Origin of the sequence: Marinomonas shanghaiensis (assembly GCF_003259175.1) — a bacterium.
GTDB lineage: Bacteria > Pseudomonadota > Gammaproteobacteria > Pseudomonadales > Marinomonadaceae > Marinomonas > Marinomonas shanghaiensis.
Genome location: NZ_QGOK01000013.1, coordinates 28,310 through 42,829, shown reverse-complemented (window position 1 = coordinate 42,829; position 14,520 = coordinate 28,310). Strand labels below are relative to the sequence as shown.

At 42.6% G+C, this 14,520-nt stretch carries 14 protein-coding genes; 7 read left to right on the top strand and 7 right to left on the bottom strand.

Annotated features, from left to right (window positions below):
- Window positions 1–169: 169 nt before the first annotated feature.
- Window positions 170–571 carry a hypothetical protein gene (locus DKT73_RS11390; protein ID WP_111638678.1) on the top strand — a complete coding sequence of 134 codons (402 nt, stop codon included), beginning with the start codon at window positions 170–172 and terminating at the stop codon, window positions 569–571.
- Between the two features lie 70 nt (window positions 572–641).
- Here the strand turns inward: DKT73_RS11390 and DKT73_RS11385 are convergent, their stop codons facing one another.
- From DKT73_RS11385 to DKT73_RS11375, 3 genes are all read right to left on the bottom strand, one after another.
- Window positions 642–1,412 (bottom strand): SHOCT domain-containing protein, encoded by a 771-nt coding sequence (locus DKT73_RS11385; protein ID WP_111638786.1) that lies wholly within the window; start codon window positions 1,410–1,412, stop codon window positions 642–644.
- A gap of 304 nt (window positions 1,413–1,716) precedes the next feature.
- Window positions 1,717–2,580 carry a glutathione-dependent disulfide-bond oxidoreductase gene (yghU, locus tag DKT73_RS11380; RefSeq protein WP_111638677.1) on the bottom strand — a complete coding sequence of 288 codons (864 nt, stop codon included), beginning with the start codon at window positions 2,578–2,580 and terminating at the stop codon, window positions 1,717–1,719.
- A 47-nt stretch (window positions 2,581–2,627) separates the two neighbouring features.
- The gene (locus tag DKT73_RS11375; RefSeq protein WP_111638676.1) at window positions 2,628–3,404 is read right to left on the bottom strand and encodes a ferredoxin--NADP reductase; all 777 of its coding nucleotides are present in this window, start codon (window positions 3,402–3,404) and stop codon (window positions 2,628–2,630) included.
- Between the two features lie 313 nt (window positions 3,405–3,717).
- Here DKT73_RS11375 and msrA point away from each other — a divergent pair, with 313 nt between their 5' ends.
- From msrA to DKT73_RS11345, 5 genes are all read left to right on the top strand, one after another.
- Complete coding sequence (msrA, locus tag DKT73_RS11365; RefSeq protein ID WP_111638674.1) at window positions 3,718–4,344, top strand: peptide-methionine (S)-S-oxide reductase MsrA; 627 nt, start codon at window positions 3,718–3,720, stop codon at window positions 4,342–4,344.
- Window positions 4,345–4,618: 274 nt separating this feature from the next.
- Window positions 4,619–5,188: a porin family protein gene (locus DKT73_RS11360; RefSeq protein WP_111638673.1), complete on the top strand. Its 570-nt coding sequence runs from the start codon at window positions 4,619–4,621 to the stop codon at window positions 5,186–5,188.
- Between the two features lie 400 nt (window positions 5,189–5,588).
- Window positions 5,589–6,326 (top strand): oxygen-insensitive NADPH nitroreductase, encoded by a 738-nt coding sequence (gene nfsA, locus DKT73_RS11355; RefSeq protein WP_111638672.1) that lies wholly within the window; start codon window positions 5,589–5,591, stop codon window positions 6,324–6,326.
- A gap of 127 nt (window positions 6,327–6,453) precedes the next feature.
- Complete coding sequence (locus DKT73_RS20305; RefSeq protein ID WP_232827855.1) at window positions 6,454–6,630, top strand: redoxin family protein; 177 nt, start codon at window positions 6,454–6,456, stop codon at window positions 6,628–6,630.
- Between the two features lie 369 nt (window positions 6,631–6,999).
- Window positions 7,000–8,652: an EAL domain-containing protein gene (locus DKT73_RS11345; RefSeq protein WP_111638671.1), complete on the top strand. Its 1,653-nt coding sequence runs from the start codon at window positions 7,000–7,002 to the stop codon at window positions 8,650–8,652.
- 268 nt (window positions 8,653–8,920) lie between these two features.
- Here the strand turns inward: DKT73_RS11345 and DKT73_RS11340 are convergent, their stop codons facing one another.
- From DKT73_RS11340 to DKT73_RS11325, 4 genes are all read right to left on the bottom strand, one after another.
- Window positions 8,921–10,393, bottom strand: coding sequence for a cache domain-containing protein (locus DKT73_RS11340; RefSeq protein WP_111638670.1), 1,473 nt, complete (start codon window positions 10,391–10,393; stop codon window positions 8,921–8,923).
- Window positions 10,394–10,661: 268 nt separating this feature from the next.
- A complete protein-coding gene (locus DKT73_RS11335; protein ID WP_232827854.1) occupies window positions 10,662–11,963 on the bottom strand; it encodes an NAD(P)/FAD-dependent oxidoreductase in 1,302 nt (433 codons plus the stop codon).
- Window positions 11,964–12,064: 101 nt separating this feature from the next.
- Complete coding sequence (locus DKT73_RS11330; protein WP_111638669.1) at window positions 12,065–12,547, bottom strand: Hsp20 family protein; 483 nt, start codon at window positions 12,545–12,547, stop codon at window positions 12,065–12,067.
- A gap of 184 nt (window positions 12,548–12,731) precedes the next feature.
- Window positions 12,732–13,682: a LysR family transcriptional regulator gene (locus DKT73_RS11325; protein WP_111638668.1), complete on the bottom strand. Its 951-nt coding sequence runs from the start codon at window positions 13,680–13,682 to the stop codon at window positions 12,732–12,734.
- A gap of 154 nt (window positions 13,683–13,836) precedes the next feature.
- On the opposite strand from DKT73_RS11325, the gene DKT73_RS11320 reads away from it, so the two are divergent.
- Window positions 13,837–14,493: an NAD(P)H-dependent oxidoreductase gene (locus DKT73_RS11320; RefSeq protein WP_111638667.1), complete on the top strand. Its 657-nt coding sequence runs from the start codon at window positions 13,837–13,839 to the stop codon at window positions 14,491–14,493.
- Window positions 14,494–14,520 lie beyond the last annotated feature (27 nt).

The window sequence follows — 14,520 nt, the reverse complement described above, 5'->3', positions numbered from 1 at the left end:
CAGAAAATGGATCTATGAAGAGCGGTATTGGCACGCGATTCTGATTTCATGCATAAGTATTTTTCTAAACGCCATCAAGACGTGCCTTGTGAGATAAATCATCTTTTCTAATTGGATTAAATAATAGAAAATGAGACTGATTATTTTTATCGTGTAAGGAAATCAATAAATGGAATGGACTGATGTGTTTAAAGCGTTAAAAAACAAAGGTTATAAAACAAAATTCAATGATGCTCGTAATCAAATAACGATTGGGTCATGGAGAAATAATTACCGTTTTAAAATCCGCCGAAATGACGGTACAAGACATTTATGCTTAGAAAACTGCGCTGCCTCCCAATATTTAGCGGGGTTATGGACAGGCATTGCAATCATGCTAATGAACTTTCTGTCACGACAAAATGCTTCTTTAACCCTAGTTACCTGTACTTATGCCTTTATATTTTTTAGCTTTCTTTATATTCGTTATCTTGGTAAAAAAGAACGCCGCATCAAACAGGACTTAGACACTTTACTTTTTGAGCTGAACCTAGACGAGTACAAAGCGAATCAAACGCTTACTGATTCATAATGGCACATTAAACACCCGATAAAAGCCAACTCAACAGTTGGCTTTTATCGATCTACTTCACGCTCATAAATCAAATACGATTCAATAAATCGGTTTTCTTCGCATTGTATTCATTGTCTGAAATCGCGCCCATGTCTCGTAACTTGGCTAACTTTTCAATCAATTGAATCACCTCATCCACTGAGGCCGTATTCGTCACATTCTGAGCGCCTTGTACAGCTGGAGCTGGCGTATACGCTATGGGCGCTGGCGGTTCAACAAAGTTATTTTGCGGTGCAGGCATAGAAGAAGCAGAACTCCCGCCAGACACAACGGGTAAGGAGCTTACGAGAATGGTGCCGTATTGGCTGGAAAACGTCAGTAACGAATTTCCGCCCTGCTGCTGACTTATGCCACCAATGTTGTTGTCTAAGGTGTCATAAACCGTTACTTGACCATTCACTTCCACGGCCAAGCGGTTAGGGAAAATCGCGTAACGTGTGCTATTTTGCGCACCACTACTAAAAGGTTGACCAAGATCACCAGGCCACCATTGATTGCTTGAGAGTGAACCTTTGGGTAAGGGCATAAAGACTTGCATGCTCGCCAAGCCGTTGGTAAGTTCATTACACAAGTTATCCACCGTGGATTTCAAGCCATAATTAAACATGTCACCCACCATGGTCATACCACCACGCATCCACTGACCACCACCGCCCAACTCTGGACAATTGAATTGCGCCATGGATCCACTGCCATTATTCACGGCGATTAGCATGTGCATGACGGCATCAAAGCTTAGGTTGTAACGACGGGAAAGGGAATTAACGAGGTTTTGTCCATCTTGCGTTAAATTTTGCATTATTGAGCTCTCTTGGGGGGACGTAGAGCTGTTCTCTTTTTCTCGTCTGTGCAATACGCCAACATCGCCCAGCACACGGATAAAATAAAGAGGAGGTTGCAGCATCATGCTGGCCAACAGATTTCGTAAGTCACTACTCTAACACATTCCCACCTTACAAAACGGTGACAAACCGCAGAATAGACGCAAATAACGGTTTATTTTTTGAGCACATGTTTTGTACGACCATAAAAAAAGAGACAAGTCATCTAATCAACTTGTCTCTTTCACTTATAGAGAAGCGCTCTACTAACGGGTTATTTTTTTATTCAATAAGCCCATCAAAATCGGATGCATCATGACGCTCTTCCAATCTAGCACCGTCACCAAACGACTTATTGACAATCCGCCCACGCTGTACCGCTGGACGCTGCTCAATGGCTTTCGCCCAACGTAAAACGTGTTTATAACTGGCAACATCCAGAAACTCAGCGGCGTTATACAAATTACCTAACACCAAATTGCCATACCAAGGCCAAATCGCAATATCCGCGATAGAATATTCATCGCCAGCCATATAAGTATGCTCAGCCAAGTGCTTATCCAAGACATCTAACTGACGCTTAGTTTCCATGGTAAAACGGTCGATGGGGTATTGCATTTTAGTTGGCGCATAGGCATAAAAATGCCCAAAACCACCACCTAAATAAGGCGCAGAACCCATTTGCCAGAACAGCCAATTACGACATTCCGTTTTACTCGCATGGTCTTTTGGCACCAGCGCATCAAACTTTTCCGCCAAATATTGCAAAATAGAACCCGATTCAAACACACGAGTCGGTGGCGTCGTACTGTGATCCATTAGCGCTGGAATTTTGGAGTTCGGGTTAATATCAACAAAACCAGAACCAAACTGATTGCCCTCACCGATGTTTACCAAATACGCGTCGTATTCTGCCGCATCGATGCCCAAAGCCAACAATTCCTCCAACATAATAGTCACTTTTTGACCATTTGGTGTCGCTAAGGAATGCAATTGTAGTGAGTGCTTACCGACTGGCAAGACTTTCTCATGCGTAGCACCAGCAATAGGTCGGTTGATACTGGCAAATTTACCGCCACTTTCTGTATCCCATTGCCATACTTTTGGAGGAACGTACTCTTGATTCGATTTCGTCTCAGAACTCATAACAACTCCTACATAATTTTTCGACAAAAGAGCCAACGCTGTCAGTGTTAATGTTCAACAAACGCGCGCTCAATCACATAATCTCCTGGCACACCGATTTTTGGCGACTCGTTAAAGCCCAGCTCATCAAGCAGCGCTGACGTGTCTTTTAGCATACTCGGACTGCCGCAGATCATTACCCTATCATTCATGGGGCTAAGTTGCGGTAATCCAATGTCTTCGGCCAATTTCCCACTGCGAATCAAATCGGTCAAGCGACCTTGGTTACGAAACGGTTCACGTGTCACGGTTGGATAATAAATCAGCTTGTCACGAACTTGATCACCAAAAAATTCATTCTCAGGCAATACTTTCTCAATAAAATCCGCATAGGCCAATTCATTAATATGACGAACCCCATGAACCAAAACGATTTTTTCGTATTTTTCGTAAGCATCAAAATCTTGAATCACACTGAGAAATGGCGCCAAGCCAGTTCCCGTTGATAACAAATAAAGATGTTTTCCTGGCAGCAAATCCCGCGTCACCAAGGTACCAGTCGGTTTACGGCTCACCAAGATGTCATCACCAACCTGTAGATGCTGTAAACGCGAGGTAAGTGGACCATTAGGCACTTTAATACTGAAAAACTCTAAATGTTCTTCATAATTAGGACTCGCAATACTGTAAGCACGCATCAAAGGGCGAGTCTCGGTTTCCAAGCCAATCATCACAAACTGACCATTATCAAAACGTAAACTCGGATTACGCGTGGTCTTGAAGCTGAATAAACTGTCATTCCAGTGATGAACGCTCAAAACACGTTCCGTAACAAATGCGCTCATAACGACCCCATTCAAATTTAAAGAAACATTAACGATTGATAGACATACTATAAGACAAGCCTATATTTGTTTAATTGATTATTCAGATGTCTTTAATATGCTCAGCATATATAAAGAAACCACGCTAGACAAATCAATGAATAAGCACAGTGTGCCATGAAAATGGCTAAAAAATAGGCGATTAAATAGGAAGAATAGAGCATCATGACAATTAATCAGCACAAACTGTAAGAAAATGCTTCTTGGCGCGTCAAAGAAACCAATCAACAAAATAGTCGCCTGACTATTTTTGAACAAGCAGAGGGCTTTCAAAATGACAATGAAAAATACGCTCACTCGCACCTTAGGGTTGCTGGTTTTTGGTGGCGCTGCCAGCTTAAGTAGCATGCTGAACGCTGCGCCACAAACCATGGTGGTTGCTGGCGGATGCTTTTGGTGTGTGGAGTCCGACTTTGAATTAGTACAAGGTGTCAGTGATGTGGTTTCCGGCTACACAGGCGGCCACACTGAAAACCCAACCTATAAGAAAGTATCTGCAGGTGACACTGGACACTTTGAGGCCGTGGTTATTTATTTTGATGATGACATTGTCTCGCTCAACACCCTTGCCAATTATTATTGGAAAACCATAGATCCCACCGACGCAGAAGGCCAGTTCTGTGACAAAGGAGCCCCTTACAAAACCGCGATGTTTTATCAGAACGACCAACAAAAAGCGGTTTTTGAAGCCTCACTCGCCAATGTTAAAAAAACCAAACCGTTCAAAGACGATGTTGTGACGCAGATTCTTCCTGCAAAAACCTTTTACCCTGCAGAGGAATATCACCAAAGCTACTACACCAAAAACCCGATCCGTTATGCGTACTACCGCGCCAGCTGCGGACGCGACAACCGTATTGAACGCTTATGGGGCGAAGTGGCCAGTCACAAGTACCATTAAAGCGACGCACTCGAGCCCTTTCAATGCGTTGTATTCCACAAAAAAGATGCCAAACGACAGGCATCTTTTTTTATTTAAAGCCGCATAGCCTCTTTTATAAAACGAAAAACATCCCTCGCAAGTATCAGCAAAGTGTTTCTTACCTAGGTTTACCGCATAGAAAATGAAGCAAATAGGTAACTGACCGCAAAAACCTAGCCTTCGATCCCGTCATACGCCACATTAATAGTGCAACTCACGAAGTTCTCAAAAAGTAACTAAAAGGAGTTATAAAATGAAAAAGTTCATTCCCGTAATAGCAGGTAGCATCGCTTTAGCTTCTCTCAGTGGTGTAGCAAAAGCTGAAGAAATGTACGACAACAACAGCGGCCTTTACGTTGGTGGTAACTACGGTTACCTTAAAGTGGAAAGCGACGACGACTTTGATGACAACAACGATGTAGTACAGGGCATTGTCGGCTATCGTTTTAATTCTTTCCTTGCTCTAGAAGGCAGCTACATTGACTTTGGTAAGTATGGCGGCAGTGCCGCTAACGCCGAAACAGCCGGTTATACTGCCGCTTTGAAAGGGACCATTCCGATTACACAGACGGTTGAACTGTTTGCCAAAGCGGGTCAGCTCTGGCACGAAACCGACTACAACATTGCCTCAGTCAAAGGCAGCTCAGACGACAGAAGCTTGTTCGCCGGGGCTGGTGTGAACTTCAAAGTAACAGAAAACTTGCTCGTAAACGCACAATACACCTGGTATGACGTCGACTTGAATGCCGATAACGTCAACTCTGACTCCGAATTTGACACTGACTTCAAACAAGCCAGTGTGGGTGCAGAATACCGTTTCTAAAACAGACGTTTCCCTTAAGGGAAAGACTTAGCCCAGCGGTTAGGTCTTTCCTTTGTTTATGCTTATTTCTTAACCTGAAGATCTTTGACCCATCACCACTAAGCCTCTAGTATCTAAGGAAGAAGCGAACAAGTCCTCTTGTCTCAGCATGTGGATAAAAGCCTGTTATTCGAGGCGAGTACTGAATGTGAATAGTGGTTCTATTGTCGAGGTGCTCAACAAAGAATACAGGGTTTTAGACCATGCCCTTCGGGTCTTTCAGAGCTTACTATGAAAATCTTTGAAAGGTTCCTACATTGCTTCAGAGTCGTGCCTTCTTTGGCGTTTTCTCTGAAAGACTGAGGCTTAGTAGACTTATTCGCACCTTCCCTAAGTATCTCATTAATAAAAGATGTGAATTATGAACCCGATTCTTCAAGCTCAGTCCAACCATAAGTCTATTCGTCAGTACACAAACAAAACGATTGATGAATCCCTAATAAAACAATTGATCCAATGTGCACAAGGTGCTGCTTCTTCTAGCTTTATTCAGGCCTATTCTCTTGTCCAAGTGAGCAACCCAGAAAATCGCCAAAAAATTGCGACTCTAGCGGGCGGCCAAAAGTGGGTTGAATCAGCGGCGGAGTTTTTCGTCATTTGCGCAGATCTCACCCGTGTTGAATACTGCAGTTTAGAACAAGGCTTAGGCGTATTAGAAGGCAACGCAGAGCACTTTATCGCAGCCACAACAGACGCCACTTTTTTTGCCCAGAACCTCATGCTCGGTGCGGAATCAGTCGGTCTTGGTGCTGTGTTTATTGGTGGTATTCGAAATGACCCAGCGCAGGTCGCCGAGCTCTTAAACTTACCGAATCAAGTGTATCCGATATTTGGTCTTTGTCTCGGCTACCCTGATGCTCAGCCAGATTTAAAGCCCCGTCTACCGGTTGATGTGATTCTTCATAAAGACAGCTACGACAGCAGCCGTTGTGCGGACGATGTAAAAACCTACGATGCACAAATGCAGGCTTACTACCAAAACCGTGGCGACAATCAAAAAAGCAGCAACTGGTCAGAGCAAACCGCCGCTGCGGTACAAAAGAAAAAGCGCGAACACATGCTCCCCTTCTTGCAACAGCGTGGTTTCTTAAAACGCTAATAGTCAAGGCATAATCGTAAACTTAAAAAAAGAAAAAACATGACCAACACTGTACCGAATACTGTCTTTAAAACACGTGTTCGTTAACGAGGATCTAGGTGGACTAAACCTATTTGAATGAAAAGATTTGACCACTGCCAGCTCTTTCAACAATAAAAAAGTCGTTGTTTTTTCTTTACTTGGTGCCTTTCCCTCAACCTCTTATCTTCTAGGTTACGAAGAGCTTTACAAAACATTTAAAGCACAAGGTGTTGATACGGTAATCTGTGTCTCCGTAAACGATGCTTTTGTTATGTTGCAGTGAGGAAACGTCTTCCTATTACCTGACGGTAACGGCGATTTTATTCGTAAAATGAGCATGTTGGTTGACAACGGTGAAATCAAGAAAATGTTTGCTAATCAGGCTACCAAGACGATAAACCAAACGCCCCATTTGAAGTATCTGATGCAGACGCCATATTAAACTACCTAACGGCAAATTAATCTTATTTTTGCTATCCAACTCCCAAAAAAGGCATGTATGATATGTGCCCCCTTTTTCGTTTCAGAAAAAGTTTACGCCATACACGAAAAATAACACAATTATTGTCTTTTAGTTCTGCGCCATTCCACTACAATTAAAAATTTATAAATCTCAACAATGATAAAATAAGTGACTTACAGGACATGGCTGATGTTGGACTATTTTAGGAGTAAATCTATAATATTAGAGATAATATTATCGTCACTGGCTAAGCCTTCTTGGAAAAACCTTGTTGCTTTTATCGCCATTTCAGTATGTTTTTCTGTTTTTCTCCATAACTGGAGCGCATTACTCTCAGAAAAAGCCAAACTCAATACGTATGTCAAAAACATTTCCCATCGAGTCACGCAGTCCACGTTTCAGATGAAAACAGGGATATTTCTAGCCAATCAAATTGCTGCCCCTATTTGCTCCCACGAAGACATAAATGAACTGCGTACCATTTTATCTAACTATCACTATATCAGTGACTTAGGAAGAATAACCGAAGATAACCAGATACTTTGCAGTGCCATGTGGGGCAAACTGTTAGAACCGAAAAGCCTTCCAGAAAAAAGCATTCGAAGCTCAAGTTTTGAGAAATCATGGCCCTTCATCAGTGGGTTGTTTTCTAGCAATCAAATACGTGAAATATTCAGTACAGGAAACGCATTTGTGGTTGCTTCACCGGCCACTTACCTAGATATCGTCAGATATTCATCAAAGACGGGAAGCGTGTTATACACCAAAGAAACCAAACAAATTTATAGAATATTTGATGATATCACCATTCAGCAAGCGCAGAACCTCATCCATTCACCTACGCCAAAATTACCATTACTGACCACACCAAACAGTGTTTTGACCGTGACAAATTGCCCCAAAAGCTACGATTTTTGCGTAAGTGCGATTGATAGCAAAATCGGCATTTATGACATGGGGCTGTGGGACTGGATTAAAATGCTGTTCATCGGTAGCGCTATCGGCATTATCTTATCGTTTCTTGTCACCTTTTACATAGCCAATAGAAGAACCTTAATATATCGATTAAAATATGCCATAAAGATGAATGCCATTTACTCTTTATACCAGCCTAAAATACACCTTAAAACAGGGAAAATTGTCGGCGTGGAAGCCCTTGCCAGATGGGATGATAATGAACTTGGAAAAGTGTCGCCTGATCTGTTCATTAATGCCGCAGAATCACATAACATCATCACAGAGTTAACGAAGAACCTGATCATTAAGAACCTAAAACAAATCGCCCCTTTTTTAAAAAATGACACTCTGTTTTCTCTCAGCATCAACCTCACTGTAAAAGATCTGTCTGATCAAGATTTCCTAACCTTCATCGACAATGAAGTGAAACGCAATGGTATTAATAGCGAACAAATTATTTTTGAAGTGACAGAACGATCAGCCGCACAAAATAACGTTCTAAAAAATGCGACAAAAAACTTTTTACGTAAGGGATATAAAATATCATTAGATGACTTTGGCACTGGATTTTCTAATTTATCTTGGCTGACAACCTTTGAACCCAATGAAATTAAAATAGATAAAATGTTCGTTCAATCTATAGGAACCCAAACGGTTAGCCAAATTGCACTAAATGGTATTTTTCAATTAGTAGGAAGCCTAAATGTCAATCTCGTATTCGAAGGGATAGAATCCGTCAAAGAGGTAAATTATATTTTGCAGTTTTCACCTGATGCGATAGGTCAAGGCTGGCTATATTCGAAAGCCGTCGATATCGCAACACTCGACGAATTAATAAAATCCCAGCCCTACATGCAATCATCCTTCCTTAAAGACAAAAGGTAATACTAGGGAAGGTGCGAACAAGTCCTCTTGTCTCAGCATGTGGATAAAAGCCTGTTATTCGAGGCGAGTAGCGAATGTGAATAGTGGTTCTATTTTCGAGGTGCTCAACAAAGAATACAGGCTTTTAGACCATGCCCTTCGGGTCTTTCAGAGAAAACGCCACATGTCGTTGCGACTCTTTGAAAGGTACCTACATTCCTTCAGAGTCGCGCCTTATTTGACGATTTCTCTGAAAGACTGAGTCTTAGTAGACTTATTCGTACCTTCCCTAGAATTTAATGCAGTCTAAATCATAGCTCATTTTTTCAGAGCTTTTTTTAATGTCATCAATCAGTTCGGTGAGCGTCGCTAAAGAAGACAAAATATCGTCTATCGGCAAATCCTCTTGTCTCGTGGTTTCACGCAGTAGATCCGCCTTAGCATTAGCCACCTCTTCTAGCTGCTGCTGTACACTCACTAAGTGCCCTGCGAAAGACTCTAACGACGCTCGTTGCAGACAGAAAGACTCTAAAAGCTGCCCCACATCATCGCCAGACTGAGTGATCGACTGCTTTATTAGGTTAATATCGTTAGATAAATCGACCATAATACTGTTCGCTTTCGCAGAACCATTATTATCGATCACCGCTGCCACATCCGTATGTGGCTTAGAGACGCCTAAAAATTCAGCCAATTGCTGAATTTTCTTTTCTATTTCTTGTAATTTATCGGCATTAATATGAATGGATGCCTCTATTTTTTTAAACTCTTTCTCACTACTTTTATTGATTATTATATTATCTGCCACTCTGCTCGCGACCACATCCAAATAGTTTTCGCTTTTTGTTAATTCGGCATAAGCTTGATGGATTTGGTTTTTACTTTCCGCCAACACATTACTAATCTGTTTACTTTCTTGATAAAGTTCATCCGTGAGGTTTTTTACTTTTTTACCCACATCCATCAGTCCAATACTTTTTTCTGCAATAACGCCAGATTGATGACGCAACGACTCAAAGATACAGTGTATATATTGATAAAGATTTCCCAATAAAAACAATAAACTATGCTTTGGATAAGTGACATTTAGCGCCTGTTGCCCTCCCTCTTGATCAACTCTCTCAACCATCCTCATCACATTCTGAGGATCATCACCCAGCTGCTTAATAACACTGCGATAAAGCAACATGAGCCCGATGAAGGTCACTAAAAACAGTACGACTATTGCAAACAAAAACGAGAAAGCGAGTTTATTGGCTTCTACATTGAGCTCATCAACATACACTCCCATTCCTATCATCCATTTCCATTTTGGCAAAAGTGTCATGCCGTTGACTTTGACAAATAATGCATTGGTATTCGCTTTTTCACTTTCACCAACGACAAACATAAAGTCATGCTTTTCGAGGTACTCAATATACTTGGCATAGGAAGACTGAAAAACACCAATGACATTATCTTTAATATGAACACGAGCAATGCCATTTGCATCATTCGCCCACAAGAAATCATTGCCATCACGCACGGCAGAAAGGACACGGATAACATTTTTCTCCGCTTCTTCACGAGACATTTGATTCGTTTGTTCTAACTCTACGAAATGACTGACCTGACTCAATGAGAAAGTCAAAATAGACTGAATTTCATGTTTTCTTGACTCGATTAGGTGATTTTTTATTGTACTAAGCGCAAAGATATAGAAAAAAATCATGGTGATCACTAACACCGTAACGACCATACCCACTTTTATGGAAAGCTTCATACCTAATCACCCAAAGAGAATAGAACGGGACAAAACTACTATATATTTCAATGCAATAAAATATATATCTCAGCTTAAAGGAAATAAAAACCGCAAGAATAGACGATAAAAATCGGTCCCTACAATAAGCATTTTTATCACTAATAAAGACACAAAGGAGCGAACAGCGTCTTTATTAGACTAAAAATATGCTTGTAAACCCGCTCACAATTATTGCCAATAGCGCCGCTCTCTGGGAAAGATAAAAGATAACCTTTCAGCAATCACATCATTTAGAAAGTCGATTATGGGGCGATAGCGCCGAAAGTAACCCGTTAGACTCTCCTTCCATCACCTGCATAAGCAAGGCTGCGGTAGTAGGACCAAGCGTGAAGCCTTGATGCCCATGACCAAAGTGAAACCATAAACCTTTATGATTTGGTGCCTCGCCCACAAGTGGCAGCATGTCTGGCATACAAGGGCGCGTACCCATCCACTGCGGCTCTTTGACTTGCTCACCTAAGTCGATAATCTCATTTAATGCATCAGCACCGCGTTTTAACTGGCGTGTATCCAACTCTGAATTCATCGGCACCAAAGCCGCGCCTGTTGTGACTCTTAAACCTTTCACCATGGGAGCCGCCAGGACGCCATGTTCCACATCTAGAAAAGGACGTTGTAAAGAATTAGGCGCATTAAAATGCCCATGGTAACCACGCTTATAAACCATAGGAATGCGGTAACCAAAACGCTTTACTAACTCAGGAGACCAAGGCCCAAGCGCTATCACGACGTGTTCCGCATGAAGCTCACCATCACGGGTAAGAATTTTCCAGCCAGAAACGCTGTGTTGTAAGGTGTTAGCATCCCCAGTGACAAAGCGACCACCGCGTTTAACAAACAAATCGCAGTAGGCTTTGGTTAACGCTCCGGGAGAAGAACAACTCCAACTTTGCGTATAATGCACCGCACCAGCGGGTGTCTTCTTCAAGGCAGGTTCTTCTTGCTGGTAGCCTTTGCCATCAAAAATACGCGACGTGACGCCGTATTCCCTCATCACAAATTCGGCTTTCTTCACGGCTTTTTCAAACTCAGCGTCGTCTCGGTGTAACATGACAAGACCACAATGACGAATCAGATGCTCAGACCCAGACTCCCGAATCAAAGGATCATGATCTGCCGTAGACCGAAAAGTTAACTGCGCATGGACACGAGAAATTTTGGCGTGTTTTTCAGGAGAGGAATGGCGAAAGTACGACCACAAAGCCGGTGCCATTTGCAAAGCCCCGCTCAGTTTCCAAGTCACGTCATTGCTAATCTCAAAGGCATATTTGCATAAGGTCACCATGTCTCTCGGTAACGCATAAGGCTCTGCCGCCTCGACTTGAATCATCCCCGCATTGCCATAACTGGTTTCCAACCCCACCCCCGTGCGATCCACAATGGTTACCTGATGACCGCGAGCCTGCAACGCCAGCGCACTGCTTACTCCAACCATGCCAGCACCCAACACAAGAAACTCTGCCATATCCCTACCTCGACCACTTTCTAAAAAAATATTCAGCCCCATCACTATAGCAATATCCTGCATAGATGAGCCAATCGTCAATAGAGGGAATAACACACGCAAAAACAAAAAGGGCCGCGATGACTCACAGCCCTTTACTATCATCACACTAAGCGATGTTTGACTTAAGCTACCTTAGCATCCTTTTGTGATGAGCTTTCTTTTTGATGCTCAAGAACACTGCGAGAAGCCTTGTTAATGGCAATGCTTCTAGGTTTCATTGCCTCAGGTATCTCTTTTACCAAACTGATGGTAAGGAGCCCATTTTTTAACTCTGCATCGGTTACCTCAACATAATCGGCAAGATTGAACTTGCGTTCAAATGAACGGTTTGCAATGCCTTGATGGAGATACCTGTGCTCACCAGAATCCGCTTTATCACCGCGAATGGTCAACACATTCTTCTCCACTTTGATATCCAAATCGCTTTCATCAAAGCCCGCTAAGGCAAGCGAAATGGCATAACGGTTATCATCAACCACCTCGATATTATAAGGGGGATAACCTGCAGACACATTGTCTGTTGTTAACGCGCTATCGAGCAAAGAAGCTAAACGGTCAAAGCCAATGCTACTGCGATAAAGTGGACTAAGATCAATTGAGTTCATAATAAATCCTCCTAATTGAAGCAAAATACTAATCGTCAAAAGTAGTAACAGACACTCTCTTCATAGTCAGACGAACCTGTTACATCGCTAAAAATAGGATCCTTGCTGCCATTTTCAAGGGCTTTTTTTAGAAAAATTCTGTCTATAAAAATACACTTTATTTATAAAACAACGCTCAGCCGACCTAATCTTCCAACACACTCTTTTCCAAAAAACCTTGCTCGACCAATTGCGTCAAAAGCGCCTTAGTGCGTTCACGAAACATATCTCGCAATAGCCGAACCGTTGGCGTAATAGATTGACGACTTGGGCTAATTAACCAAAGCTCACCTTGCGGCGCTTTATAATGTGGCATCAACGACACAACTCGGCCAGCCAATAAATCATTGGCAATGTCCAACGAGGATTTAATCGCCACCCCTTTCCCTGCCACACACCAACGCCGAACCAAATCGCCATCATTGGCCGCACAATAGGCTTTGGGCTTAATTTTGTAGGATCGCTCTGACCCGGGTTCTTTGCATGAAAAGTGCCACGTATCGTTCAATATATTTTGTAATTGATAAAACAAACCTTGGTGATTCAGTAAGTCTTTAGGGTGTTCCGGCGTCCCCTGCAACTCAAGATAACGAGGGCTAGCCACCAGCAAACGCGGTACATTGCAAATTTTAAAACCGTATAAATTGGAATCGGCAGGTGGGCCATAGCGCAAAGCAACGTCCAGCGCATCGCGGTAAAAATCAACATTACTGTCGCTAATATGCACACGCAAAGTCACTTTGGGGTGCTGCATCATGAAATCATCCACCCAAGGAATGGCCATATTTCGACCCAAATCGGACGAAACCGCAAGGCGAATCTCACCACTAATAATGTCCAAATCATTGTGTATCGTCTGCTTGGCTTCCTCTAACATCGCAAGCGCCGCACGACATTGTGGCAAATAGCGTTCTCCCGCATTGGAAAGACGTAAATGACGCGTGGTGCGCACAAATAATTCTACGCCAAGTGATGCTTCAACTCGCTTCACCGCCGCACTGGCTGTCGCCATTTGCATATCTAAATGAACCGCTGCAGCCGTAATGCTGTGAAACTCAGCCACTTTTACCACAACACGAAGATCGTCAAGCTGCATAACTTAGCCTTTAATAGAAAACAACGTTCTTATTATCAAATATATTTTGATAATAACTCAATAAAAACACTGTTTTTCATTAAATAAAGTCTCGCTAATATAGGACTATCAAGACTCGCCAACGCAGTCTTTCAACTCAATAATGGAAAAAACGATGTCACACCCAATTGTTACTGACCTAGAAAAACGCTACACAGCAAAACAATACGACGCCACAAAACGCATTGCCCCTGCTGATCTCGACATCATCTACGAATCACTGCGCTTATCACCTTCTTCCATTAACTCACAACCATGGAAGTTCATCGTGATTGAAAGCGATGCCGCCAAAGAACGTTTTCACGACACCTTTGCCAACAAATTTCAGTTTAATCAAAAACACGCTAAAAGCGCTTCGCACATTGTATTGTTTGCACACAAAACCCACTACAAACGTGAAGACTACGCAAAAGTCGTCGACAAAGGCATTGCCGATGGTCGTACCAAACCAGAAAATAGAGAGCAAGCATTTGGCAGCTTCGCTTTTGCCGAACTCAACACCGATGAAAGTGGCAGCACCGCTCAATGGACCAAAGCACAGGCTTACATAGCTCTAGGTAACCTAATGCACACATTGGCTCGCCTCAACATTGATTCAACCCCAATGGAAGGCGTAGATGCCGAATTGATTGGCGAACTATTTCATAACGAGCTAGTGGGTTACCAATGCGACGTAGCACTCGCGATCGGTTATCACCACAAAGACGAAGACTACAACGCTGCGTTACCTAAATCCCGCCTCGCGTTGGAAGATGTCGTCACCGTATTGTAAGCAAACATCGCAATGGCGTGTGTTTTC